This is a genomic window from Armatimonadota bacterium (assembly GCA_035527535.1).
GTDB lineage: Bacteria > Armatimonadota > Hebobacteria.
The window spans coordinates 20153-46063 of sequence record DATLAK010000139.1 but is presented as its reverse complement, the minus strand read 5'-3'; the positions used below and the strand labels follow the sequence as shown (position 1 = coordinate 46063).

Genomic DNA, 25911 nt, shown 5'->3' with positions numbered 1-25911 from the left:
ATGGCAGACTATCGTCGTATCATCCCCTGTCTCGACATGAAGGACGGACGCGTGGTCAAGGGCGTCCATTTCGTCAACCTGCGCGACGCGGGCGACCCGGTCGCGGCCGGCCGCGCCTACAGCGACGCGGGCGCGGACGAGATCGCCTTTCTCGATATTTCCGCTACCGTCGAGGGGCGCGCGACCGCGCGCGACGTGCTGCGGCGCACCGCCCAGGCGGTATCGGTGCCGCTGGTCGTCGGTGGGGGCATCCGTACGGTCGAGGACGCCCAGGAGCTGTTCGACGGCGGCGTCTCCGCGGTTTCCATCAACACCGCGGTCGTGCGCAACCCGGCGCTGGTGGGCGACATCGCCAAGCGCTTCGGGTCCGACCGCCTGATCGTCGCTATTGACGTGCGCCGCGACCAGCAGATGGACTCGGGTTACGAGGTCGTCACCCGCGGCGGCACTCAGCCCGAGGGGCTGGACGCCGTGGAGTGGGGGCGGCGCGTGCGTGACCTCGGCGCCGGCCAGATCCTGCCCACCAGCATGGATACCGACGGCACCAAAGCCGGCTATGACAACACCCTCAACCGCCTGCTGGCCGAGGCCACGGGGCTGCCCATTATCGCCTCCGGCGGTGCGGGCAAGCTCGAGCACTTCTACGACGCCATCGTTGACGGCCAAGCCGACGCGGTGCTGGCGGCGTCGGTGTTCCACTTCGCCGAGATCGGGATCCGCGAGGTCAAGGAGTACCTCGCCGGCCGCGGCATCCCGGTGCGGCTGTGATCTGACACGTATCACCGCCCTCGCGCCCAACGGCCCTGACGGCTGCCGCCCGCGACCGCTCGCGCCGGTCGCGTAGTCCCTCTTCACGGCGGTCCTGGCGCCCCTCCATTCAAACATAGGTGTGCAGTCCTCGGTAGGTCATGCGCCCCCGCCCCGGCCCACGCGTCAACCTGGCTCCCTTGGCGGGCCGAAAGCCCACCCTACCCGGGCCAAGGACTTGGACCGGCGACGGTGAAATAGGCGGTGAGTGCGCGGCGCTGCGGAGGCCGGCTGCTTCAGCCCCGACCAGTCAGGGAGCGGCCGCCCTCCAACCCGCGGTTGACCGCAGGCTCCGGCGCCGATGGGCAGCCACGCGAAGGAGCAGGCATGGGCTTCGATTTCCGCTTGGCGCTGGGGCTGGCGGCGGGGTTGGTCATGCTCCTGGCGCTGATGACGCTCCGCGCGGAGGAGGAGCAGCCGGCCCATCCGCGCCTCTACTTCGGGCCGCGCGATCTGCCGCGCCTGGCCAAGCTCGGCTACGCAGCACCGAAGCTCCTGGACGAGTCGGGCTTCGACCCGAAGCTGGGGCCCTCGGGCTGCTGGACGGTGATGGCGGCCCGGATCCGGTCGCGCCTGGAATCGCTGGGGCTGTCATACGCCGTCACGGGCGACCGCCGCTACGCTCAGCGGGCGGCGGAATACATGCTGGCCCTGGCCGACTGGCCGACCTGGAGCGGCCCCGATGGCAGCGACCACACGCGCCCGGACACCTGCTTCCTGACCATGGGCGCAGCGTTCGCTTACGACGCGTGCTGGGAGGCGATGTCGGGGCCGGAGCGCCAGCGAGTGCGCGAGGCGCTGCTTCGGCGGGGGCTGACCGAGCTGGCGCAGGCGCTCCTCGCGCGGGTCGAAGGCCCCCCGCACCCGCTGCGCGGGGCCGCGCTGGGCCTGGGCGGACTGGCCTTGCTGCCGGAGTACCCCCCGGCGTGGGACTACGTGCGCCTGGCCAAGGACTGCCTGCGCCAGTGGCTGGACCGGCGCGCGGTCTCACCTAACACCGAAGGGCTGCTCCACACGCTGACCGGCCTGGATTACTGCCTGCTGTTCGCCGCCGCCTTGGCGCAGGCGGAGGGCGATCACGGACTCATCCACCACCCTTACGTCGCCCAGGCGGTGCGCTGGGCGCTCTACTTCCAGGGTCCCGCGGGCAGCGGGTTGGTCAACTTCGGCGACGCCCACGCGGACGATCCCGGCGAAGTCACCATGCGCGTCGCCAACAAGCACCTGCGCGACCCCTACGCGGGCTATTACCTGCAGCAGGCGGGCCGCCTGGAACGCCGGGACTTCAACGCCCTCATCCTACATGACCCCCGGCCGCTGGTGGCGTGGCCGCCGCCCTGGCCCGCGTCGGCGCGTTTCGCCCATATCGGATGGGCGGCCTTGCGCTCGGGATGGGGTGACGACGACACCCTGTTCGCCTTCATCAGCTCGTCGTCGCCGGCAGAGCATCGCCATGGGGACGCCAACCACTTCGTGCTCAACTGCGCCGGGGAATGGCTGGCGACCGACAGCGGGGGCCGCTCGCGCAAGGACGGAGCTGCGATGGATCTCGGCGCGGGCACGGCGGAGCACAACTCGGTCCTGGTCGGCGGGGCGGGGCAGAGGGAAGGGGCCGCGGCGGTCACCGATTTTTTCGCCTCGCCGGGCTTCGATTATGTGGTCGGCGACGCCTCGCGCGCCTACGACCCGCAGATCCTGTGGCGCTTTCTGCGGCGGGTGATCTACGTCAAGCCGAGCCTATTGGTGATGCTCGACGAGCTGGAGGCGCCGGGGCCGAAGCGTTTCGAGTTCGTTCTCCATACCGACGCCACCGGGCGCTACGAGATCAACGGCAAACCCGCGAAAGCGGGCGAGACACGCGCCGCGCAGCAGGTGTCGCTGGTGAAGCGAGGGGCGCGGCTCGACGTGCGTTTCCTGGAGCCGACCGCCGCGCAGGTCAGCCTTGGTCAGGTCCCCGGGGCGGCTGATGACTATCCGCCTTACGTCACGGTGCGCGATTCGCGTCCGCGCGAGAGCCAGCGGTTCCTGACCACACTGATGCCGACCCGCCTGCCGCCGGCGCCGGTCACCATCGAGCTGGATGAGCAGGCCGGGGCGCGCGACTCCCTGGTGCGCCTGGACTCCTACGGCGCCCTGCTATTTCGCGCCCGGGATCCCGGCGACCGCCTGATCGTAAACGCGTTGGTGCCGGTTGAAGGCACCTACGACTTGACCGCGCATTTCCTAAAGTCGCCCGCCTACGCCGATTGGCAGGTGTTCGTTGACGGGCAGCCCGTGGGCTCCACCTACCGCGGGTACGCTCCCGACGTGCGTACGCGCGAGGCGTGGGAGCTGGGCCGGCTGGAGCTGGCGCGAGGGCGCCACGAGTTCGTCTTCGAGGTCACCGGCAAGCACGAGCTGTCGAGCGGCTGCCTGGTGGGGGTGGACGATATCGAGCTCAAGCCGGTGGCGGCCGCGGCCCCGCCGTCGCCCCCGGGGCCGACACGGCTGCGACGACTGGGCGCCGAGGGCTGGGTGGGCCTGGCGTGCATGGTGGGCGGCGAGCGCTGCCGCGCCTACTTCCGCCTGACCGGCGCCGATGATATCGCCGACAAGGACCTGCACACCGACGCCGAGGCGGCGCTGGTGGTCGAGGGGGCGAAAAGGGAGCCGCAAGTGGCGGCCTATCGCGCGACGCGGTTTGAGGTCGCAGGTCGCGAGTTGATGCAGGCGTCGGCGCCGATCAGCTTCGCGCTCGTGCCGGGTGAGACCTGGAGCCTGACGCTGCAAGCGGACGATGCCGCCGACGTCGTGCTTCACCTGAGCGAGCAGCCGCGCCGACCGGATATCCCGGCGTCGTTGGCACGCGGCGTGCGCTACGACCCGACTGCGCCCGCCCTGCGTATCCGTCTGCGGCCGGGTTCCCACACCATCACCTGGGGCACGAGGTAGCCGCTGCGGCGGGAGGCGCCAGGCCGCCGTTGGCCTCCGCGCACTTCATCGCCGGCGCGTGGATCTTGACCGTATCCAGCCCCACGCAGTTGTGCCCGTCGTGCCCGCCCCGTTGAGTCGCGGAGCCTGGCCGCCCTCGGCCGGGAGCTCACAGGCGAGGGCGCCTATGCTCCGGCAGCCACCCCCGCACCTCCTATGGGTTGACATCGCAAAGGAACTACGCCGCCGGCAGCCGTACTTCCTGGCGGGGGTATGCGGAGGCTGGCCGGCGGCAAGACGCGGGAACCTGCGCAGGGTCTGGCGCAACTAATGATGAAAAGGGCCACGAGAGGGACAGCCATGAGCCCCGCGGTAGCTGTGTGCAAGGAGGCGGCCACGCGCGTGCTGGGGGAGACCGACGAAGCCCGGTTGATCGCTCGCAGCCGCGCCGGCGACCGCTCCGCCCAGGAAAGCCTGGTTCGGCGGTATCAGGACCAGGTCTATCACCTCGCCTTCAACCTGCTGGGGGACCCAGAGGACGCCCGCGACGCCACCCAGGACGCGCTCATCGCGATGCTCCGTTCCTTGCGCACCTTCCGCGGCCAGGCGGAGCTGCGAACCTGGGTTTACCGCCTGACCACCAATGTCTGCCTGATGGAGCGACGACGCCGGACCGTGCGCACGCGCCTGATCGTGGACCTGCCTGCGGAATTGCCGGAGCGTCTCGGCCTGGGATCCGATCCGCAGCTCACGGCCGTCAGCCGCGAGGTTCAGGGGGCGGTCCGAGAGTGCCTGGGGCGGCTGCCGTCGGCGTTTCGCGCGGTGGTGGTGCTGCGCGAACTGGAGTCCCTGTCGTACGATGAAATCGCGCAGGTGCTTCGCGTTCCCGTGGGCACCGTGCGTTCCCGGCTCAACCGCGGCCGCCAACTGCTGCGGGCGGCGCTGCTGGCCGATGACCGCGTATCACCGCTCTACCCACAAGGCGGAGGACTATGACGTGCTCTGAAACCCGCAAGCTGTTGTCGCCATTCATGGACGGAGAGCTGCCCGCCGCCGATGTCGAGCGCGCTGCGGCTCACTTGCAGACCTGCGCCGCCTGCCGGGAGCAGCTGGCCGCCCTTCGGTTCACCTCGCGCTTGACGGCATCGCTGCCGGCCGCGCGCGTGCGCGGCGATCTTGCCTCCTATGTCGTCGCGCGCGCCGCGGCCGTTTCGTGGGGAGAGAGGTGGGCGGCAGTGCGCGACGTGGCGGCGCCCGCAGGCAGGTTTTTCGCTCAGGAGTTTGGCCGGGCGGCGGCGATCGTCGCGCTGTTCGCGCTAGCCGCAGGGCGGGGGCACGTCGTGGAAGCCGCGATCCTCGACTGGCCGGTGCGCGTCGCAGGCGCGGCGAGCACGGGGACGGCCTACCTGTCGGCCGGCCTCGACCGCGTGCAGGAAGTCCTCGACCGCGCGGTCGCCGAGTCCTCTCGTCGGGAACCGAAGCGCCCGCGTGTTCGAGACGGACGATCCGAACCGGCGCGGCCATCCAGCATTCCGTCGAACACGGCGGTTGTCTGCAGCCGCCAGGAGGGAGCCGGCAATGTCATCGCCTGACACCGCTCCGCCGCCGATATGCGCCCGCTGCCAGGCCCCGGTCACGGAGGCGTCGCGGGTAGAACACCGCGGAGCGATCTACTGCACGAACTGCGTCGGCCGCGCGCTCAACGGGGAGCGCCCAACTGGTAAGCGCCTCGACCTGCCGGCACTGGTCCATCGGGCCGGCCGCGCTCTCGACGACGTGGCGAGGCTAAACCAACCTGGACTTCGCAACCCGAGGTTGGCGGTCGTGCTGTCGCTGCTGCCCGGCCTGGGGCAGATGTACTGCGGGCAGATGGGGAGGGGCGTGATAGTCATGGTCGCCTTCTTCGCCCTCGCGTCCACGATTCCGCTGCTGGTGGTGCCCCTTTACTTCTGGAATCTCTTCGATGCCTATTGGGCCGCGGGGGCGGACGCCCAGCCCCGCCTGCCGACTGCACCCTCGCCGGCTCCGCCAAGGTCCGATGTCCCGCCCCCGCTCGCATCCACCGCGCAGGACTGGGCACCGTCGCCCGTCTCGCCGGCCTGGGGGATGCTGCTCATCGTGCTGGGGGTTCTCTTTCTGCTCAACAACTTCGGCGTCAGATGGCTGACCTGGGACCGCATGTGGCCCGCCGCCATGCTAGCGCTTGGCATCTGGCTGCTGGTCAGCTTCTGGCTGTCGCGCCGTGCGGCGGCCGCCCCGGAGTCGGTTTCGCCGCAGCCCGCTCCCACCTCCGAACCAGCACCGCAGGAGGCCCGCCATGACTAGACCCCGTAAGCGACCGGTCCCCGACGGCACCGGGACGCTGGTCTTCGGCATCATCTTCACCATCCTCGGCGCCGGCCTGTTGATCCAGCGCATAACCGGCCTGGACGTCTGGGATTACCTGTGGCAGTTGTGGCCGCTGCTGCTGATCGTGATGGGCGTGAAGGTGCTGATTGATCACTATACGGCGCGCCCGTCGCCCCCTCTCGACCCCGCTCGAGGGGCCCCGCAGCCGGTCGCAAAGACGCCGGGGCGGCAGCCATGAGGGCCAGAAACGTCCTGCTGGCGCTGGTCATCATCGCGGCCGGCATGACCATCACCGCCTCCCGCCGCGGCGTGTTCGCGGACTTGTCGCGAAGAATCAGCCGCGCCGCCGACCTCGCCGCGCGCCTCGTCGCATCGTCGGGGCCGACCATGCGATGGCACGAACTGGAGCGCTCCTCGCGCAGATTGCCGGCTGACGGAGCTGCCTCCCTCGTCATCGAAAACCCCTATGGCGAAGTCAGCGTCGTCGGCGGCAGTCAGAGCTTTGTCGGAATCGAGGCAGTTCGATGGGGCGCAGGGAACGAGCCCGAGGAGGCCAGGGCAACCGCTCCACGGGCGGGACTGGTCACCTCGCGCGCGGGCGACGCCATTATCGTCAAGGTCGCGGGCGAAGACACGGTGAGGCAAAGAGTGCATCTCCACCTCAGCGTCACCGCGCCATCCGGTCTCGACCTCGAGATCAAGGCGCTGGCGGGGCCGGTCAGCGTCCATGACATGTCCGGCGGAGTCAAGGTGGAGAGGATGGCGGGCGACGTGACGGTCACCGGGGCCGCGCGAGTGGCAGTCGCCGGCGGCAGCGGGCGCACCGAGCTGCGAGAAATCCGCGGCCCGGTTGATGCCAAGATCCTCGCCGGTCTCATCAAGCTGGCGGACATTGACGGCGAAGTGAACGCCGAAACCGCCGCCGGCGACATTCAGGCCCTGAATCTGAAGGGACCGGTCACCGCCAGGACCGTCAGCGGCACAATCACTCTTGATCTCTACGCCGGCGCGAATGCCAGCCTCAATACCACCAGCGGGGATGCATATGCCTCGCTCGCGAACCCGCTGACCGGGCATCTCTCGGCCAAGTCGGTGTCCGGCAACGTCACGGTCAAGCTGCCCCCCGGATCCGACTACGCCTTCGACATCTCGTCAGAGGCACGGCGGATCAGCACGAGGGACTTCCATCAAACCAGCGGTCGCAGCGCGCCGGACCATCTGGTGGGGGTAGTCGGCACCGGGCGCGGCCGCCTGGAGCTGCGCTCCGTGACCGGCACCGTCTCGCTCGTAGGAGAGTGGATTCCCCAGCCGCCGCGCGCTCTTTGGCGATTGGACATCATCCCCCGGTGCTATGCGCTGGTGGGAGAGTGGATTCCCCAGCCGCCGCGCGCCTTCTGAGCGGCCCTCCCCCATCTCCGCCCTGCCCGCGCCACGAGCCGCCTGCGTTGACGCCGCCCGCCCCGCAGCCTTGTGGGACCGACACGACAGGAGTCGGCGCCGGAGCATCGGAACATCGGTCGCGCTCAACTCATTGTCGGGAGGTGACCGGAGATGCCCGCGACCAGGACCAAGTCGCCCCAGAAGGGCGACCAGCTCGAGTGCGAGCTGTGCGGACTGTCGGTGGTGGTGGACGAAGCGTGCGGGTGCGCGGAGGTGCATGAGCTCATCTGCTGCGCGCAGCCGATGAGGAAGGTTGCCCGCGCCGCCAAGTCCAAGGCTGCCGCCAAACCGAAGGCCAAGCTGAAGCCGAAGAAGTAGCCGCCGGTCCGTGCGCCCCGGCCCGCCGCCCGCTTTCGGTGGCGGGCCGGAACCAGTCCCCGCCGACAGGTCCTCTGATGTATCGCCGGGCGGTATGGGTGGAAGGTTGCGCCCTACCGCCGGGTCGAATAGTAGGCACACTGCGACTACCACCGGAGGGATACACTTGTGGGGCACAGACTGGCGACGGAGGAGTTGACATCGAAGGAGCGGGTGAAGCTCGCCTGCGCGCATCGGGAGCCGGATCGGATTCCGCTGCAGGGGTACTTCACCCCGGAGATCATGGCGCGACTGCAGGCGCATTTCCCTGGCCGCGACGTGCGCGAGGTCCTGCACCTGGACCTGCGCAGCGCCAGCGACGCGGTGACCGGGGGCGCTCCGCTCAAGCCGCCCGTGCCCGGGGTGGCTGACAGCTACGACATGTGGGGGGTCGGCTACCGCCGCATCGCCAACGAGTTCGGCACCTATGACGAGGCCTCGGACCTTGCGCTGGCACGCCTGAAGACCATGGGCGACGTGCGCGCCTACCCGTGGCCGGACATTGACGACTACGACTTCTCAGGCGTGGAGGCGGCGGGTGACGCGATCGCCGAGTATGCCGTGTGCTTTGGTAGCGCCGGCATCCCCGACATCGTCAACGGGGTGTCGCGCGGGCGGGGCATGGAGCAGGTGCTGATGGACATCGCGACCGGCGATGAGGTGGGCGTCGCCATCATAGACCGCCGCGTGGATTTCCTCTACGAGCGGTGCCGGCGGGGGCTGGAGGCGGGAAAGGGGAAGATTGACATCCTGTGCCTGGGCGAGGACTGCGGCACGCAGAAGGGCCGGCTGGTTTCCCCCGCCGTTTTCGAGTCATTCTTCGTGCCGCGGATGCAGCGCTTCATTGACCTGGCGCACGAGCACGGGGCGCTGGCAATGCTGCACTCGTGCGGGGACACGCACGAGATCATGCCCACCTTCATCGAGATGGGACTGGACATCCTCGACGCCATGCAGCCCGAACCCGCGGGCATGGACCCGGAGACGATCAAGCGCGACTTCGGCGACCGCCTGACCTTTTGCGGTCTCATCAGCACCCAGGAGACGCTGCCCCACGGGACGACCGAGGAGGTGCGCGCCGAGGTGCGCCACCGCAAGGAAGTCATCGGCCGCGGCGGGGGCTACCTCCTCAGCCCCGCTCACGCCATCCAGCCCGACACGGCGCTGGAGAACGTCCTCGCGCTCTACCAGGAGGCGCTGGGGGTGGAGGAGTTGTGACAGCCGCCGGCACCGCGCCGACCGGCCGGGTTCGCTTCCACGTGCCGCTCGCGGAGCAGGCCGGGCTGCGCCCCCCGCCACTCACGCGACGGGCCGGGAGCCCACGCGCTTTCGCACCGCCCGCACACCCGCCCAGATGATGCCCGCGATCACCGCGAACGGGAACAGATAGACCACCGCCACCGCCATCAGGCCCAGCACATAGACGACATCCTTGACCGACTTCAGCACCGCCGCCGTCACCCACCGCCCCGCGTTCTTCCAGGTTGAGGCGATGGTGACCGGCGCCGGGCCCGCGCCCGTCTGGTTGACCTCGATGGTGATGGTGGATAGCTCGACGCGGTTCTCCAGGAACCGCAGCCGCCCGGACAGGCGCTCGATCTCCTGCTGCACCTGGGCCAACTGGTTGCGCACCGCGAGGATGTCGGGGATCTTGCGCGCCTGCCGCATGACCTCCAACAACTGCGCCTCCTGCGCGCGCCAGTTGCGCAGGCGCGCCTGCAAGTCCACGTATTCCTCGGTCACATCCTGGCTGGTGACCTCATCATGCGCCACTTTGCCGCCGAGGTCCGGCGCCAGCCCCAGCAGACGCTGGCGCACGGCATGGAAGCGGCTCTGCGGCACCCGCAGGACGACGCTGGCGTGGCCGTAGCCGGGCTGCTGCCGGTCATCCACCACGCGCGCGGGCGCCGCCTGCAAGGACGCCGCCGTCACCAGCGCCCCCTCACTCGCCGCCACCACCTGGATGCGATCGTAGGCGGCGCGCACGTCCTCGACCTCCAGCGTGATGGCGGCGGTCAATATCAACTGCCGCGCCCAGGTTTCCAGGGATGGCAGCGACTCGGGCGCACCCGCCGCGAAGTCGGCCGATGCCTCGCGCGCTGCGGGCAGCGCGCCCTGCCGCCCTGGGGGCCCGGTCTGATCGGCCACGCGCCCAGCCAGCGGCGCGTCCGGCGGGGAGCCCACGGCCATCCTCAACGGCGACGCCGTGCGCGCGCTCTCGCGGGAGCGCTCCAGCGTGGCCCCCGCGAACGCCAGCACGAACACGCCGACCACGAAGGCCGCGAGCACGAGCCCTGCCCTCTGCGCCAGCGTCAAACGCCGGAACCATGTGCGCGCGCCTCGCGCGTTCGAATCCTGACCGGTTTCCATGATCCGCCTCCTGTTGGCTATTCCGTCGGATTGGACTGGGCAGCGGGGCGGAATGTTCCGGGCGCAGGCGGGCGCGCGGCGGCGCCGCCGGCTGTCAAGCGCTGACGGAGAGATTTCACCGCCGATTGTCATCGCACCGGGACATTCACTCCCGCCCCTGCGGCTGGCAAGCAGACGGCGGGGCTCAGGACACCGCACCAAACCCGCAGGCCGCGGTAGGAGAATCGCGGGGAGCGGGCGAATCTAGTTGTTTACGTTACGCTGGCGCGCGCCTGCGCGCCCAGCCGCCAATCACAAGGAGCGACCAATGGCTAAGAAACTGACTGCTGCGGAGAAGGACCGAGAGCGCCGCCTGGAATGGTTTCGCCAGGCGCGCTTCGGGATGTTCGTTCACTGGGGGCTGTACTCACAGCTTGGGCGCCACGAATGGGTGATGAACCGCGAGCGCATCCCGCGGTCCGAATACGAGAAGCTGGCCGACACCTGGAAGCCGGCGCCAACCCCCGCCCGCACCTGGGCGCGCCTGGCGCGCGAAAGCGGCATGCGCTACATGGTGATGACCACCAAGCACCACGAGGGTTTCTGCCTCTTCGACTCCCGGCTCACCGACTATACCGCCGCCAAGCGCGGCCCGGGGCGCGACCTGGTGGCGGAGTATGTCGAGGCGGCGCGCGCGGAGGACTTGCGCGTGGGCTTCTACTATTCGCAGATGGACTGGCATCACCCCGACGGCGCCCGCTGCGCGACCGACGAGCGGGCGCGGCGGCGCTTCGTGGATTACATCCACGGCCAGGTGCGCGAGCTTTGCACCAACTACGGCAAGGTGGACATCATGTGGTATGACGTGAAGTGGCCGCTGGACGCCGAGGGCTGGGAGGCGGCCAAGCTGAACCGCATGGTGCGCCGCTTGCAGCCCGACATCATCATCAACAATCGCTCGGGGCTGCCCGAGGACTTCGGCACGCCGGAGAACCGCATCACCCCCGAGGCGGGTGGGCGCGCGTGGGAATCGTGCATGACCTTCAACGATAGCTGGGGCTACACGCCGATTGACACCAACTGGAAGAGCGCGTGGCGGGTTGTGAGCATGCTGCGCGAGGTAGCGGCGGGCGGCGGCAACCTGCTGCTCAACATCGGCCCGACGCCGCGCGGGGCGGTGCCGCCGGTGTGCGTGCGCGAGCTGCGCAAGGTCGGCGCGTGGCTCGACAAGTACGGCCCGACGGTGTACGAAGCTTCCGACCCGATGGCGCAGGACTGGATGATCACCGGCGCGTTCACCCGCCGCGGCAAGCAGCTCTACTTCCACTGCAACCGCTGGCCGGGGGAGGAGCTGGCGATCGGCGGGCTGAGCAACAAGGTGGTCAAAGCGCGGCTCTACGGCGGGCCGGCGGTCGAGTTCACGCAGGTCAAGGATCGCCTGGTGCTGCGGGGGCTGCCGCCGCGGGCGCCGGATGCGCTGGCCACCGTCATCGAGCTGACGATCGCCGGCGGCGTGCCGCGCCAGGTGCTGGGCGCGGGATGCGTCGTGCTGAAGTAGAGGCGCTGCCGCAGGGCCATTGACGACGTGTATGGCCGGGAGCACCCCGTCCAGCGCTGTCAAGCGCACAAGCTGCGCAACGTGCTGGGGTATCTGCCCAAGCATCTGCAGCAGCGGGCGGCGGCGGCGCTGCGGGCGTGGTGGAAGCTGGAGCCCAAGGAAAGGATGGCGCGGTTGCGCAAGCAAGCGGAGTGGCTGGAGCGGGCGCATCTAGTCATTCACGCTGGGCGCGCGCCTGCGCGCCCAGCCGCCAATCACAAGGAGCGACCATGGCTAAGAAGCTGACCGCCGCCGAGAAGGACCGAGAGCGCCGTCTGCAATGGTTTCGCAAGGCGCGCTTCGGGATGTTCATTCACTGGGGGCTGTACTCACAGCTCGGGCGCCACGAATGGGTGATGAACCGCGAGCGCATCCCGCGGTCCGAATACGAGAAGCTGGCCGACACCTGGAAGCCGGCGCCAACCCCCGCCCGCACCTGGGCGCGCCTGGCGCGCGAAAGCGGCATGCGCTACATTGTGATGACGACCAAGCACCACGAGGGTTTCTGCCTGTTCGATTCCCAGCTCACCGACTATACCGCCGTCAAGCGCAGCCCGGGGCGCGACCTGGTGGCGGAGTATGTCGAAGCGGCGCGCGCGGAGGACTTGCGCGTGGGCTTCTACTATTCGCTGAAGGACTGGCATCACCCCGACGGCGCCCGCTGCGCGACCGACGAGCGGGCGCGGCGGCGCTTCGTGGATTACCTCCACGGCCAGGTGCGCGAGCTGTGCACCAATTACGGCAAGTTGGACATCATGTGGTATGACGGGCAGTGGCCGCTGGACGCCGAGGGCTGGGAGGCGGCCAAGCTGAACCGCATGGTGCGCCGCCTGCAGCCCGACATCATCATCAACAATCGCACGGGGCTGCCCGAGGACTTCGGCACGCCGGAGCGACACATCACCCCCGAGCCGGGCGGGCGCGCGTGGGAATCGTGCATGACCTTCAACGATAGCTGGGGTTACACGCCGATTGACACCAACTGGAAGAGCGCGTGGCACGTCGTCAGCATGCTGCGCGAGGTGGCGGCGGGCGGCGGCAACCTGCTGCTCAACATCGGCCCGACGCCGCGCGGGGCGGCGCCGCCGGTGTGCGTGCGCGAGCTGCGCAAGGTCGGCGCGTGGCTCGACAAGTACGGCCCGACGGTGTACGAGGCTTCCGACCCGATGGCGCAGGAACGGCTGATCACCGGCGCCTTCACCCGCCGCGGCAAGCAGCTCTACTTCCACTGCAACCGCTGGCCGGGGGAGGAGCTGGCGATCGGCGGCCTGTGCAACAAGGTGGTCAAAGCGCGGCTCTACGGCGGGCCGGCGGTTAAGTTCACGCAGGTCAAGGATCGCCTGGTGCTGCGGGGGCTACCGCCGCGGGCGCCGGATGCGCTGGCCACCGTCATCGAGCTGACGATCGCCGGCGGCGCGCCGCGCCATGTGCTGGGCGGGGGATGCGTCGTGCTGAAGTAGAGGCGCTGCCGCAGAGCCGGGGCGACCGTAAGAACCCGCCACCGTGATTATGCGCGAAGACCGGGTGGCATTCACCTGGCGGGCGAGGATCGCACGCCCGAGGGACCTGCCTCCTGCCGTCTACTGCCCGCGCGCCAGCTCGCGCAGGCGAGTGAGCGCCTTCTGCTGGAGGCGCGAGACGTGCATCTGGGAGATGCCCAGGCGGCGGGCGACATCGGTCTGCGACAGGTTGCGGAAGAAGCGCAGCTCGATGATCTTGCGCTCGCGCTCGGGCAGCCGCTTGAGGCTGTCCACCAGGCTCGAGCGCGCCCCGATCTCCTCCAGCACGACGTCATCGTTGCCGACGTAGTCGGCAAGCACGGTATGGGAATCGTCGTCCGCCCGTCCGGTCTCGCTGTCGAGGCTGACCAACTCGTACATCTGGCCGAGCTCGAGGGCCTCCAGGGCGTCCTCCTCGGTGGCGCCGATCGCCTGGGCGATCTCCTTGACGGTGGGGGAGCGGTCGAGGCGTTGCGCCAGGGCGTCAACCGCCTTGCTGGCGGCGAGGTTGAGCTCCTGCAGCCGCCGCGGCACCTTAATCGCCCAGCCGCGGTCGCGGAAGTGGCGCTTGATCTCGCCGGCGATGGTGGGGGTGGCGTAGGTGGCGAAGCGGATGCCGCGTTCGGGGTCGAAGCGGTCCACCGCGTTGATGAGGCCGATGGTGCCAACCTGGATGAGGTCGTCCACGGGCTCGCCGCGATTGGCGAACTTGCGGGCGAGAAACCGCACCAGGTTCAGATGCGCACTGATGAGGCGCTCCCGCAGCCGCGGGTCGCCCGTCGCCCGCAGCTGGCGGAACAGGCCTTCAATCCCCTGGTGGTCGGTCTGCTTGGCCTTGGCCGTGCCCTTGAGCGCGGCGGCCTTGCCCTTGGACTTGCCTGGCGAACGCATGTTAAAAGCGGACGAGGTGCTTGGTCATGCGCACCAGCGTCCCGCTGCCGGGTTTGGTTTCGAACCTCACTTCGTCGCACAGCGCCTCGATCAGCAGCAGGCCCAGCCCTCCCTCGGGGAGTTCCTCCTGCTCGAGCGCACAGCGCCGTCTCTCGGGATCGAAGCCTGACCCCTGGTCGCAGACCTCGATCACCAGCGCCTGCGCTTCCACCGAGCACATGACGAGGATGTCCTCACCCCCCTCGCGACCGCGGGTCTGCGCGTCCTGGATGGCGTTGGTCAGCGCCTCCCCGGTGGCGACCTTGAGATCCTCGATGTCGTCATAATCGAAGCCCATGCGGGCGGCGACGGCGGCGACGGCGAGGCGCGCCACGCTGATGAACTCGGGGCGCCCGGGGATCTTGAGCTCGATGCGGGAAGCCGCCATGGTGCTCATCACGCTGTCGCCCCTTGCTCGTGCCATCCCTCCAACGCCTGGGCGACGCTGTCGCGCACCTCGAACACCTTGAGCAACCGCGTGATCTCCAGCAGCTTGCGGATGCGCGGCGCAGGGTTGGCCAGGCGCAGTTCGCCGTCATGTTCGCGCAGGCGCTTGAGCGCGCCCACCAGCGTGCCCAGGGCCGTGCTGTCCAAGTACTCGGCGGCTGACAGGTCCACCACCAGCCGGCGCACCCCCGCATCTATCAGCCCCACGATCTCTTCCTTGACCTGCGGCGTGGTGTAGAGATCCACCTCGCCGCCGATGGTCAGCACCGCCGTGGTCGCGCCCAGGCGGCGGGAACTCAGCTCCATCCCTACGGGATTGCCCATGGTCGTCACTCGCTGTGGGTGGTGCGGCCAAGCTCCGCACGCCGGGCTTCCACCGCCTCCTTACCGGCGGTGACCGCCGCATCGAGGTCCTGCTTGAGCCGCTCGGTTACCTCCTGCGACGCGCCGCGCACGCGCTCCGCCAGCTCCTCAGCGCGCCCGCGCAGCGTGCGCACGGCATCGGTCACTCCGCGCCGGGTATCCGTCCCCCGCCGTGGCGCGTACAGCAGGGCGGCGATCGCCGCCGCGGCGGCGCCGATGCCCATCCCCACCAGAAAACTCAGCATCCCGCTGTCCCGGTCTTCGTTGCTCATGCGCGTCCTCCCATGGATCGCCGCTCGCGCCCGCCGCTATCCTTCGGCGCGTTCGCCCTCATCCCTTTCCCCGGGGTGGGCGCCAACTGTTGACGCCTGCCGTTCGATCACACCTCCGCATGCCACCGTGTCGCCGTCGTAGAACACCGCCGCCTGCCCCGGCGTCACCGCCCGCTGCGGCGCGTCAAACTCGGCATCCAGCCCCTCCCCTTCACCGCGCACCACGCACGCCTGGGCGCTCATGCGGTAGCGCAGCTTGCCGCGCAGGCGCACCGGTTGCTTGAAGTCGGTCCGCGCGACCAGATTCGCGCCGCCCACCCGCACCTCCTTGCGGTACAGCTCCCGCTCCGGCCCCACCACTAGGGTGTTGGCCTGCGGGTCAATGTCAACCACGTACAGCGCCTCGCGCGTCCCGCACAGACCGAGCCCGTGGCGCTGGCCCACAGTGTAGGAGGCGATTCCGCGGTGATCCCCGAGACGCCTGCCGCAGGAATCAACAATCGGCCCCGGGGTCGCGGTGGCAGGCAGCAAGCGGCGCAGGTAGGCTGGATAGTCGTTATTGACGATGAAGCACAGCTCCTGGCTCTCCAGCTTGTCGGCCACGGCCAGCCCCAACTCCTGCGCCCGCGAGCGCACCTCGGCTTTGACCAGCCCCCCCAGCGGCATCAGCGCCTGCGCCAGTTGCTCCTGGCGCAAGCTGTACAGCGCGTACGACTGATCCTTGGCGCGATCGGCGCCGGCGCGGATGACCCACCGCCCCGATCGCTGGTCGCGCCCAACCCGGGCATAGTGACCGGTGGCGACGTGGCCAGCCCCCAGTTGCCGCGCGCGCTCGGCGAGGGCCCCGAACTTCAGGTAGTGGTTGCAGCGAATGCAGGGATTGGGCGTGCGGCCGGCCGCGTATTCCGCGCAGAAGGGGTCAATCACCTCGCGCTGAAAGACCTCGCGCAGATTGAACACATAGTGGGGGATCCCGAGGCGCTCCGCCACGCGCCGCGCATCGCCGATTGCCGCCAGGCTGCAGCAGCCGCGCGCCGCGTCGGCCTGGCGCGCCAGATCATCGGAGGGCCAGATCTGCATCGTCACGCCGATGACCTCCCAGCCCTCCTGCTTGAGCACCGCCGCCGCCACCGAGCTGTCCACGCCGCCGCTCATCGCGATCACGACCGCGCCCCGACGCCGCGTCATCGCTCACCCTGGTCGCGCCGTTCCCGCTGTGCCCGCCGCGCCTGCTCCCATGCCCGCATGCGCTCGGCGATCTTGCGCTCGTAGCCGAGCTCGCTCGGCTCGTAATAGGGCCGGTGCTTGAAGTCCGGCGGCAGGTAGTCCTGGTCCACGACCCGCCCTGGGAAATCGTGCGGATAGAGATACCCCTGGCCGTGACCCAAGCGCGCCGCGCCGGGGTAGGAGGCGTCGCGCAGCGGCCCGGGCACCGGCGGCGGCACCCGCCGCTCGACGTCCTCCATCGCGCGGGCGATGCCCAGCATCGAGGCGTTGCTCTTGGGCGCGGTGGCGATGTAGATTGCGGCCTGCGCCAGCGGGATCTGCGCCTCGGGGAGGCCGACGTACTCCACCGCGTGAGCGGCGCTGGTGGCGACCACCAGCGCCATCGGATCCGCGTTGCCGACATCTTCGGCGGCGTGGATCACCAGGCGGCGGGCGATGAACCGTGGGTCCTCGCCCGCCTTGATCATGCGCGCCAGCCAGTGCAGAGCGGCGTCGGGGTCGCCGCCGCGCATGCTCTTGATGAAGGCGGAGATGATGTCGTAGTGCGCGTCCCCGTCCTTGTCGTATTGCAGCAGCGGCTGCTGCAAAGCCTGCTCGATCAGGTCGAGGCCGATCGCGCGCCTGCCCTCAGCGCCGGGCGCGGCCAGGGAGGCCGCGACTTCGAGAGCGTTGAGCGCCACCCGCGCGTCGCCCCGCGCGACCTCGAGCAGGTGAGCCCGCGCCGCCGGTTCGAGCGCGACTTGCAGGCGCCCCAGGCCGCGGTCGCCGTCGGCCAGCGCGCGCTCCACGATCGCCCCGATCTGCTCGGGCGTCAGCGGCTCGAAGCGCAGCACCCGCGAGCGCGACAGCAGCGGCGAGTTGATCTCGAAGAAGGGGTTCTCGGTGGTGGCGCCGATGAGGGTGATGGTGCCGTTCTCGACGAAGGGCAGGAACGCGTCCTGCTGGGCCTTGTTGAAGCGATGAATCTCGTCTATGAAGAGGATCGTCTTGCGCCCCTGGGCGGCGAGGCGCTGCCCGGCCTGGGTCATCACCTTGCGCACGTCGGCGATGCCGGTGGTAACGGCGCTGAACTCCTGGAAATGGGAGGCGGTGCGGGAGGCGATGATGCGGGCGACCGTGCTCTTGCCGGTGCCGGCCGGGCCGTGGAAGATGACCGATGATAGCTGGTCGCGCTCGATGGCGGAGCGCAGCCAGGTCCCCGCGCCCAGAATGTGCTCCTGGCCGACGAACTCGGTCAGATCGCGGGGGCGCATGCGCGCGGCCAGCGGCGCCGCCCCGTGCGCCGCCGCCTGCGGCTCGTCGAACAAAGTCACGTCAGGGCTCACCTGCCAGTCTGCGAAGCACGCGTCGCCGGCGCTGCGGGCGGATTGTAGCACGCGCCGCCGAGCAGGGTCAACGACGGGCAGGGCGCGGCGGCGGGAATGGGGAATATAGTAGGTAGTCGCCGGCCGCCAAGCAACCCGCAGCGGCGGCCGAGCGTCGGCGATAGCATGAAGAACGCACCATTCGGCCATCGGCTGACACAAAGCCTGACCGCGGCGCTGATGGTCGCGGTGATGCTCGCTGCCCTCGTGCACGGGCGCTCCCCGGCGGCCGCGGACCCCGGCGCGGAGAGGGCCGCCGAAACCTATCTGCGGGCGCTGCTCGCCGGCGACGGGGCGACCGCGCGCAGCTTGAGCCCGACCCGGCCGGCCGACAAGTTCGGCCCGTGTCCCTTCGCGCGAATGCCGCGGCTGGAGCAGGCGCGGGTGGATGCGCATCGCGCCGCCGTCAGCTTCAGCGGCGCGGTGCGCGACGGGGAGCTGCCCGACGAAGGCGCGTTGGTCCTGACCATGCTCGACGACGTCAAGGGCAATCCCTGGCGCGTGCGCCAGGTCGCGTTTTTCACCGAGCCGCCGCTGGGCGCGCGCATTCCCCCGCGCAGCGTCACCCGCCGGGACGAAGCGCAGGAGCCGGCCGCGACGGAGGCGGCGCGGCGCTATCTGGCGGCCTGGCTCAAGGGCGACTACCGGACGATGGACAAGCTGGCCTTCGACTGGCTCGCCCGCCTCCGCGACCGACAACCGGCCACGATCCGCGACATCGAATTCGACTCCACGCCTGCGCCGGGCGCCGAGATCAAGCTCACCTTCACCGCCAAGGTCATCCTCTACCGCGTGCTGCCCAAGACCCTGAGCGGCACCCTCTTCGCCATGCGCGAGGAGGGCCGCTGGAAGATTCGCAGCAATGAGCTGACGTTCTAAGGCCAGACCGTGGCGCTACCTTCCTCGTGCCTCAAGCTGCGCGCGCCGGCCAAAGTCAACCTGGCGCTGGCGGTGTTGGGCCATCTGCCCGACGGCTATCATCGCGTCGAGACCGTACTCCAAACCGTCTCGCTGTGGGACGAGGTCACGCTCACCGCCCGTCCGCGCGGCATCACCATCGCCTGCCGCGAGCCCGGGGTCCCCACCGACGAAACCAACCTCTGCTATCAAGCGGCGGCGCTGCTCAGCGAGTTCCTGCCGCCGGCGCCGCGGCGGGGCGTGGCCATCGGCCTGCGCAAGCACATCCCGATGCAGGCGGGACTGGGCGGCGGCAGCAGCGATGCGGCGGCGACGCTGGTGGGGCTCAAGCGCCTGTGGGGCCTGCGGCTGCATCGCGCTCAGCTCCAGGAGCTGGCCGCGCGGCTGAGCGCCGACGGTCCCTTTTTCGTCGAGGGTGGCTGCGCGCTGGCGACCGGCCGGGGCGACAGCGTCGAGCGCGTCGGTGCGGGGCCGCGCTTGCATTTCGTGCTCGTCCGGCAGGGGCCCGGGGTGTCCACGGCGTGGGCGTACGCCAAGCGCCTGCCGCGGAGCCCCAAGGGTGCGTGCCAGGCGATGGCGCGCGCCGCGGGAGGCGCGTCGCCGACGGCGATCGCGGGGCTTCTGCATAACGACCTCGAGGCGGCGGTTCTCCCCGAGCGCCCTGATATCGCCGACCTCAAGGCGCACCTGCTGAGCGAGGGCGCGCTGGGGGCGTTGATGGCGGGCAGCGGGGCCGCCGTCTTCGGCATCTTCCCCACGCACAGAGCCGCGCAGGAGTCGGCGGCGCGCATGTCCAAGAATGGGATATGGGCGCGGGCGGTGCACAGCATCGGCCGCGGGGTCGTGGTCGAGGCTGCGGACACCCCGACGGGTCGGGGTGCCACCTTGTGACTGCGTGACCAATGGCGGACGCACTCGTTCTAGCGGCTGGTATAGAGCACGGTCGGCTCGCGCAGATGAGCGGGACCCCGTTCCGCGCGCTGATCGAGGTCGGCGGGCGCCCGATGGTGGAGCGCGTGCTGGCGGCGCTCCGGGGCACGACGCGGGCGCAGCGCATCGTCGTCGTGGCGCCGCCCGAGGTGCAGCAGCGAATTGCGCCGGGGCTGGCGGACCTGATGGTGGCGCCGGGCGAGACGCTGCTTGACAACGTGGAGCTGGCGCTCGCGGCGCTCGGCAACTCCGGGATGGCGATGTTCGCCCACGCGGACGCGCCGCTGGTGACCGCGGAGGCGTTCGACGACTTCCTCGGCCAGGCGCAGCCGCTGGGCGCGGACCTGGCCTACGCGATCGTGCCCAAGGAGGACGTCGAGCGGCGGTTCCCGCACGGGCATCGCACCTACGCGCACGTGCGGGAGGGCACCTTCACCGGCAGCAATGCGGTGCTGGTTAACGCGGAGTTCATCACGCGCCACCGCGAGCTGGTGCGCCAGTTCTACCGCCACCGCAAGCACCCGCTGCGCCTGGCGGGGATGTTGGGCGCCGGGTTCATCTTGCGCCTGCTGACGGGGCGCCTGACCATCGCCCACCTCGAACAGCGCCTGGGGGAGGTGCTGGGCGGCCGCGCGCGCGCCGTCATCTCGCACTATCCCGAGCTGGCATTTGACGTGGACAAACCGGCGGATCTGGAAACCGTACGCGCGATCATCGCTGAGTGAGCGAGACGAGGCGGCGTCGGGTGCTTCGATGGTAACCCTCAAATGCCCGCAATGCGGCAAGTTGTGCCGCGAGGGCATCGTGCCCTTCCCGCGGTGCGGGCGCTGCCACGAGCAACTGCTGAAGTGCCGCTACTGCGCGGACTACGACGCGCAGATGCTCGACTGCGTCTCCATCTCGCGCCCTGATGATTTCCACATCAGCGACCCGGACCGGTATCTCGCATGCCCCTTCCACAAGTCAACCCTGGACCTAGCCAGGCAAGCGCTCGTGCGATCCCGGGTATGGGTGACGACGCTCATCCTCGCCGTCGTGGCGGCGCTGGCGGTGGTGCTGCTCGCCCGCCACTATGCGCCGCCCCCGGCGCCGGCGGTGGTGCTGCACGCCAGGATCGCCCCGACGGAGGTGGTCTCAGTGCGCGAACCCGCGATCATCTCCATCCAGATCTGGAACCCCGGCCCCGGGCGCGTGGAGCAGGTCGTGGTGGCACTCGATCGCTCCTGCGAGCGACACCTGCGGCTGGACCGGATCATGCCCAAACCCTCCCGGCAGCGACGCACGGACCGGACGCGCCGCATGTGGTTCCCGGCGCTCGCCGCGGGAGGCGTGCTGGATCTGCAGCTTCACGTCACGCCGGTGCGAGCGGGCACGTGCCGACTCGCGGCGGAAATCATGGCTCCGGGCAGCGGGCGGCGCGAGCGGGTCAAGACGAGCCTGGACATAGCTTCGTGACCGGCCCCACTCCAGCTTCCGCTGCCACCCAGCCGGAGCAGGCGCCGTTCATGGATGCGGAGCAGGCCTGGGCCTACCTCTACCGCAGCGCCCCGCGACCGGGCGCACCCTCCAGGGAAGTGAGCCGGAATGACGCCATCCCGCAGCCTTGACCGCGCCGTGAGCCCCATAGACCTGCACGTGCACACGAGCGCGTCGGACGGCACCTTCACCTCCGAGGAGGCGGTCGCCGCCGCGGCGGAGTCCGGGGTCGAGGTCTTGGGCATCGCCGACCACGATACCCTCGACGGTATCGCGCCCGCCCTGGCGGCCGGGCAGCGCCTCGGCGTCACCGTGGTGCCGGGCGTGGAGATCAACACCGATTGCGGCGCGACCGAGGCGCACGTGCTCGGCTATTTCATAGATCACACCTCCCCCACCCTGGACGCCGTGCTCGCGGACATCCGGCGCCGCCGCGTCGAGCGAATGCGGGAAATGGTTGCACGCCTGGCCGGCCTGGGCCTGCCGGTGGAGGCGGCGCGCGTGGCGGCGATCGCGGGCAGTGGTTCGGTGGGGCGGCCCCACGTGGCGCGGGCGCTGGTGGAGGCGGGGCATGTCAAGACCGGCGCCGAGGCCTTCGCGCGGTACATCGGGCGCGGGCAGCCGGCGTATGTGCCGCGCTACCGGCTGACACCCGAGGCGGCGGCGCGCGCCATCCGTGCCGCCGGCGGCATCCCAGTGCTGGCGCATCCGGCGAAGGTGCGCGACGACATCCTCGTCCAGGCGCTTCTCCAACAAGGGCTGGCCGGCCTCGAGGCTTTTCACTGCGACCACAGCGCGGCCCACGCGCGGCACTACGTCGCGATGGCGCGCCAACTGGGCCTGCTGATTACGGGGGGAACGGATTCCCATGGCCCGCGCTCCGAGCGCCCGGTAGCAATCGGGGCGGTGAGAGTGCCACGCTGGGTATGGCAGGAACTGGCGGCATGTGCCTCGAATCATGTATCAGCCGTAAGATGGGGAATCCCGACGGGGGAGCGAACGGCGGACTGAAGCGGACCGGGGCGGGGAGTGCACAGCCGGGTTCCCTGCCTTTCGCGGGGGGTGGAGCCGCCGAAGCGGTATCAGGAGCCGCAGCAACCGGGGGGCATTCTACGGGTGGGAACAACTGGGGGGAATAGTCTAGAGGCTGAAGCGCAGCCGCGATGCACCAAGGCGTGGACCGCGGGGACATGCAAGTATGCTTCAGACTTCGGTGCGAGAAGCGGACCCTTCGACCCACAATGCTCTCCGCTTGGGGCGCTACGCTCAGCGCTATCGCTGGGCGCGTGCAACCATCGAACGACTGCTCCGCAGCCCCTCCTGCGAACTCCGCGCCCGTGCCGCACCAGCCCTCTACGCGCTGGCAGCGACCCAGAGCGACGCGATTGATGACCTCAGGCGCATGTGCGCCGACCCCATCCCCGAGGTGCGCGAAGCCGGGGCCTACTGGTTATCCCGTGCTTGCGTGGTGGACGGACGCGTGCTGGCCGCGATCCGCGAGGAACTGGCGGGCGAAGCCGAGGTTCGCGTCGGTGTCGCCGCCGGGCTGGCGGAGCACGCGGCGAAAAGCGACAGCGCCTTCGATCTACTGGTGGCGCTCGCGTGTGACATGGACGGCCAGGTGCGCGCGACGGCGACGGAAGCCATTGGCCGCGCAGGCCGTGGTCACCCGGTGCGGGCGGTACGTGCGCTGTCGGACCTGCTGTTCTCCAGCGCCAAACCAGACGAGTACATCAACCAGGGCGCTGCGTCGGGCCTCGCACAGCTCGTGGCGGCGGCCGCTCCGGGCGCCCTCAAGCTGACGGCGCGGCTCGCCGGTGATGCCCACGATTCCCGGCGCTGGTGCGCGGCGCACGCCCTGGCGGGAACGAGCAACCCCGATTCCGACGCCGCCGTGCGCTTGCTCACTTCGCTCGCGCGGGACCCCAGCCCCATGGTGCGCGCGGAGCTGGCGATGAGCGCCGCCTCTTTCGCCGCCGCCGATGCCGACGCGGCCTGCGCGATGCTGCAGCTACTGGCGGGCGACCACGACTCCTTCGTTCGCGGCGCCGCCGCAGAGGCCACCGGCCGCGCAGCCCCGGCGCGCCCGGAGTGGGCGATCAGGGCGCTGCGTCGGTTTGCCGGAGCGGCCGACCACAATGTACGCCTGGGAGCGGCGGCCGGGCTCGAGTACGCGACCGCCGTGGGCGGCGTAGGAGCACGGCACGCCGTGCTCCTACTTCTGTCGGAGCTGGCGCATGACAAGTGGGCGGTCGTGCGGACGCGCGCTGCGTTGGCCCTCAAGTGCGTATGGGCGTCCTCGCCTCAGGCGCGACAGTCGCTGCTCGACCTGGCGAAAGATTCGCATCCCGCGGTGCGAGCGGCGGCGGCCCGCAGCCTCGCGGTGGCCGCCGACGATCCGCAGGTGGCAACTGACGTGTGGGAGGCGCTGGACGTGCTGCGCCGCGACGACCACGCGGAGGTGCGCCACAACGCCATCCGGGCCATCGGCGAGATGGGGACCTACGATCCCCGGCGCGCGGTCGCGATGTTGGGTGAGCACCTGGCCGACGTTCCCGAACCGCAACTGGCGCAGGCGCTGGCGACAGCGCTGGCGGCGCATGACGAAGCGGCCCGCTTGTGCGCCGGGGTGCGCATCGGAGTGGCGGCGGGCAGCGAGGGGGTGCTGCAGGAACTGGCCCAGGCGGCGCGCGATTTCGTCACCGCCGACCTCATGGGCATACTCGTGGACCTTGCTCGCCGCGACCCCATGGAAGATCACGTTGACCGCCTTGCCGCGCTGGTGGAGGCACAGCCCCAGGGCGCGGCTATCGCCGCGTTGAGCGCCGCAGCCAAGGGCGTCTGCGCGGTGCTGCGCGCGCCCACCCTCGAACAACTGGTGCAGGCGTGCCAAGGCTTCCCCTCGATGCGCGAGCTCGCGGACGTGCTGGCATTGGTGCCCGGGATTGAAGACACTAACGCATTATTGTGCGCGGCTCAGCCCCTGCGCGCGGCGTGCGAGGCGTCGTCGCGCCTGGACCAGGTTTCGCACCTCAGGGAAGCGCTGCAGTTGCTGCGGTCGCGGCAAGCCCTAGCTGCCAGGTCGCCCGCGCTCATCTATCGGCGGGTGGTCACGCATCTGCTCGGCACCGCCGCCGAAGCAGTCTCGGCGGTCCTACCTTTCCTGTCCGACCATCCGGAGATAGTGGTCGCCCTGCTGCCGGAGCGTCCGCGCCTCGATTCCGAGATGACGCTGGGCCTGTACCTGCGCAATCGGGGTAACGCTCCCGCCACCAACGTCTGGGTTTGCGCGGAGGCGCCAGCGCCCTACATTGTCTCCGCGCACGACCAACGGCCGCTGGCAGAGCTGGCCCCCGGCGAGGAGATGTTGTTACCCCTGCGTCTGAGCGGCCAGCACCCGCAACCGCAGGCGGGGACGGTGGACATCTCGGCCACCGTCGCCTACGATGACGCCGCCGGCACCGATTACCACGCCGATTTCCGCTGTGACCTGCAGCTCGAACCGGCGCCTCCGTGCGCCGACGCCCGCCCGCGGGAGAACCCCTACGTGCCGGGCAAGCCGCTGGCCTGTGACTCGCCGATGTTCATCGGGCGCGAGGACCTCCTGAGCTTCCTGCGCGAGGCGCTGCACGGGGCCTACCAGGAGAACGTGGTCGGCCTCATCGGTCCGCGGCGGATCGGCAAGACCAGTATCCTGCGCCAGGTGGAGGCGCGCTTCGGCGACGCCTATTGGCCGGTGTTCGTTGACGTCCAGGGCGTACTGATGCGTGACCTCGGGCACCTGTGGCGCGCCATTGCCGACCGCTGCCGGGAGGCCGTGGGCGCGCCGGCGGCATGGCTGCCGTCGCCGGAGGAACTCGCCGCCGACTTGGGGGTGCTGCCGCGGTTCCTGGAGCGACTCATCCGCACCGGCGACAAGCGCCTGCTGGTCATGCTCGACGAGTTCGACGACCTGGAGCATAAGGTGCGCAGCGGCCTGCTGGCGGACAGCGTATTCACCTATCTTCGCCACCTCATCCAGCACTCGCCGCGCATCGCCTTCCTGCTGTCCGGCACCAACCGGCTGGAGGAGCTGGGCGAGGACTACTGGTCGTTCCTGTTCAATCTGGCGATCTATCGCAAGGTGGGACGCATAGACTCATCCGCCGCCCACGAGGGCGTGGTGCAGCCCATGGCGCAAGCGGGGATCGCCTGCGACGGCCTCGCCGCCTATCGCATATGGGAGCTCAGCGGCGGACATCCCTACTTCCTGCAGCTCATGGGACATTACCTGGTCAGTCGCTGCCAGCGACTCAACCGGCCGTACTTGACATACGACGTGATCGAGGGCTGCGTGGATGGAATCATCGAGTGGGGCGAGACGCACCTGCGCTACCTGTGGGAGCAGCCGGACGCGGTCGAGCGGGCGCTGCTGGCGGCGATTGCCCACTGCGGCCGCGGCGGCGCCACGTCAGCGCTGATCGCGGATTCGCTGCGGGCCCACGGATGCGAGCTCTCCTCCGCTGCCGTCACCCTCGCCCTCGAAGGGCTGGTCGAGAAGGACCTGGTGACCCAGACCGGGCAGGTGGTGCCACGCCACAAGTTGAGCATGGGCATCTTCGGCGCCTGGATCGAGCGGCACCAGCCGCTGCCTGCCGTCGCCCGCTGCGCCGCCGAGGTGCGCAGCACGTGAGCGA

25 protein-coding genes are annotated in these 25911 nt (G+C 70.0%); 18 read left to right on the top strand and 7 right to left on the bottom strand.

Going from position 1 to position 25911, the window contains the following annotated elements; genetic code table 11:
* From hisF to VM221_09895, 9 genes are all read left to right on the top strand, one after another.
* Window positions 1-768: an imidazole glycerol phosphate synthase subunit HisF gene (gene hisF, locus VM221_09935; protein HUT75135.1), complete on the top strand. Its 768-nt coding sequence runs from the start codon at window positions 1-3 to the stop codon at window positions 766-768.
* Between the two features lie 366 nt (window positions 769-1134).
* Window positions 1135-3738 (top strand): heparinase II/III family protein, encoded by a 2604-nt coding sequence (locus tag VM221_09930; protein ID HUT75134.1) that lies wholly within the window; start codon window positions 1135-1137, stop codon window positions 3736-3738.
* 339 nt (window positions 3739-4077) lie between these two features.
* A complete protein-coding gene (locus VM221_09925) occupies window positions 4078-4713 on the top strand; it encodes a sigma-70 family RNA polymerase sigma factor (GenBank protein ID HUT75133.1) in 636 nt (211 codons plus the stop codon).
* Window positions 4710-5309: a zf-HC2 domain-containing protein gene (locus VM221_09920; GenBank protein ID HUT75132.1), complete on the top strand. Its 600-nt coding sequence runs from the start codon at window positions 4710-4712 to the stop codon at window positions 5307-5309. The genes VM221_09925 and VM221_09920 overlap by 4 nt, the downstream gene beginning before the upstream one ends.
* A complete protein-coding gene (locus VM221_09915; protein ID HUT75131.1) occupies window positions 5296-6042 on the top strand; it encodes a DUF5668 domain-containing protein in 747 nt (248 codons plus the stop codon). Before VM221_09920 ends, VM221_09915 begins: the two co-directional genes overlap by 14 nt.
* A complete protein-coding gene (locus VM221_09910) occupies window positions 6035-6304 on the top strand; it encodes a hypothetical protein (protein HUT75130.1) in 270 nt (89 codons plus the stop codon). Before VM221_09915 ends, VM221_09910 begins: the two co-directional genes overlap by 8 nt.
* Complete coding sequence (locus VM221_09905; protein HUT75129.1) at window positions 6301-7464, top strand: DUF4097 family beta strand repeat-containing protein; 1164 nt, start codon at window positions 6301-6303, stop codon at window positions 7462-7464. Before VM221_09910 ends, VM221_09905 begins: the two co-directional genes overlap by 4 nt.
* A 153-nt stretch (window positions 7465-7617) precedes the next feature.
* On the top strand, window positions 7618-7824 hold the full coding sequence (locus VM221_09900) for a hypothetical protein (protein ID HUT75128.1): 207 nt from the start codon (window positions 7618-7620) through the stop codon (window positions 7822-7824).
* A gap of 168 nt (window positions 7825-7992) precedes the next feature.
* Window positions 7993-9081 carry a uroporphyrinogen decarboxylase family protein gene (locus VM221_09895; GenBank protein ID HUT75127.1) on the top strand — a complete coding sequence of 363 codons (1089 nt, stop codon included), beginning with the start codon at window positions 7993-7995 and terminating at the stop codon, window positions 9079-9081.
* 81 nt (window positions 9082-9162) lie between these two features.
* On the opposite strand, the gene VM221_09890 is transcribed toward VM221_09895, so the two are convergent.
* Entirely contained in the window at window positions 9163-10233 is a 1071-nt protein-coding gene (locus VM221_09890) for a DUF4349 domain-containing protein (GenBank protein HUT75126.1), read from the bottom strand.
* Between the two features lie 307 nt (window positions 10234-10540).
* Here VM221_09890 and VM221_09885 point away from each other — a divergent pair, with 307 nt between their 5' ends.
* From VM221_09885 to VM221_09875, 3 genes are read left to right on the top strand one after another with little or no spacing between them, the layout of a single operon-like run.
* Window positions 10541-11770, top strand: coding sequence for an alpha-L-fucosidase (locus tag VM221_09885; GenBank protein HUT75125.1), 1230 nt, complete (start codon window positions 10541-10543; stop codon window positions 11768-11770).
* Window positions 11771-11797: 27 nt separating this feature from the next.
* Window positions 11798-12055, top strand: a complete 258-nt coding sequence (locus VM221_09880) for a hypothetical protein (protein ID HUT75124.1) — start codon at window positions 11798-11800, stop codon at window positions 12053-12055.
* Entirely contained in the window at window positions 12040-13269 is a 1230-nt protein-coding gene (locus VM221_09875) for an alpha-L-fucosidase (protein ID HUT75123.1), read from the top strand. The genes VM221_09880 and VM221_09875 overlap by 16 nt, the downstream gene beginning before the upstream one ends.
* 120 nt (window positions 13270-13389) lie before the next feature.
* Here the strand turns inward: VM221_09875 and VM221_09870 are convergent, their stop codons facing one another.
* Genes VM221_09870 through VM221_09845 form a run of 6 tightly spaced genes read right to left on the bottom strand, consistent with a single transcriptional unit; the run spans window position 13390 to window position 17860 of the window.
* Window positions 13390-14199 (bottom strand): SigB/SigF/SigG family RNA polymerase sigma factor, encoded by an 810-nt coding sequence (locus VM221_09870; protein ID HUT75122.1) that lies wholly within the window; start codon window positions 14197-14199, stop codon window positions 13390-13392.
* Window position 14200: 1 nt separating this feature from the next.
* On the bottom strand, window positions 14201-14662 hold the full coding sequence (locus VM221_09865) for an ATP-binding protein (GenBank protein ID HUT75121.1): 462 nt from the start codon (window positions 14660-14662) through the stop codon (window positions 14201-14203).
* Window positions 14635-15009, bottom strand: a complete 375-nt coding sequence (locus VM221_09860) for an STAS domain-containing protein (GenBank protein ID HUT75120.1) — start codon at window positions 15007-15009, stop codon at window positions 14635-14637. Before VM221_09860 ends, VM221_09865 begins: the two co-directional genes overlap by 28 nt.
* Before the next feature lie 5 nt (window positions 15010-15014).
* Entirely contained in the window at window positions 15015-15320 is a 306-nt protein-coding gene (locus tag VM221_09855) for a YtxH domain-containing protein (protein ID HUT75119.1), read from the bottom strand.
* 36 nt (window positions 15321-15356) lie between these two features.
* Window positions 15357-16508 carry a tRNA 2-thiouridine(34) synthase MnmA gene (mnmA, locus tag VM221_09850; GenBank protein HUT75118.1) on the bottom strand — a complete coding sequence of 384 codons (1152 nt, stop codon included), beginning with the start codon at window positions 16506-16508 and terminating at the stop codon, window positions 15357-15359.
* A complete protein-coding gene (locus VM221_09845; protein ID HUT75117.1) occupies window positions 16505-17860 on the bottom strand; it encodes a replication-associated recombination protein A in 1356 nt (451 codons plus the stop codon). Before VM221_09845 ends, mnmA begins: the two co-directional genes overlap by 4 nt.
* Before the next feature lie 177 nt (window positions 17861-18037).
* On the opposite strand from VM221_09845, the gene VM221_09840 reads away from it, so the two are divergent.
* The 6 genes from VM221_09840 to VM221_09815 all read left to right on the top strand — a co-directional run bounded on the left by VM221_09840 (window position 18038) and on the right by VM221_09815 (window position 25907).
* Window positions 18038-18790, top strand: coding sequence for a hypothetical protein (locus VM221_09840; protein ID HUT75116.1), 753 nt, complete (start codon window positions 18038-18040; stop codon window positions 18788-18790).
* 9 nt (window positions 18791-18799) lie between these two features.
* Window positions 18800-19720, top strand: coding sequence for a 4-(cytidine 5'-diphospho)-2-C-methyl-D-erythritol kinase (ispE, locus tag VM221_09835; GenBank protein HUT75115.1), 921 nt, complete (start codon window positions 18800-18802; stop codon window positions 19718-19720).
* A gap of 11 nt (window positions 19721-19731) precedes the next feature.
* Window positions 19732-20484, top strand: a complete 753-nt coding sequence (locus tag VM221_09830; protein HUT75114.1) for a nucleotidyltransferase family protein — start codon at window positions 19732-19734, stop codon at window positions 20482-20484.
* 28 nt (window positions 20485-20512) lie between these two features.
* A complete protein-coding gene (locus tag VM221_09825) occupies window positions 20513-21214 on the top strand; it encodes a hypothetical protein (protein ID HUT75113.1) in 702 nt (233 codons plus the stop codon).
* Window positions 21215-21343: 129 nt separating this feature from the next.
* Window positions 21344-22246 (top strand): PHP domain-containing protein, encoded by a 903-nt coding sequence (locus VM221_09820; GenBank protein ID HUT75112.1) that lies wholly within the window; start codon window positions 21344-21346, stop codon window positions 22244-22246.
* A gap of 187 nt (window positions 22247-22433) precedes the next feature.
* Window positions 22434-25907 (top strand): HEAT repeat domain-containing protein, encoded by a 3474-nt coding sequence (locus VM221_09815; protein HUT75111.1) that lies wholly within the window; start codon window positions 22434-22436, stop codon window positions 25905-25907.
* The last annotated feature ends 4 nt before the right edge of the window (window positions 25908-25911 follow it).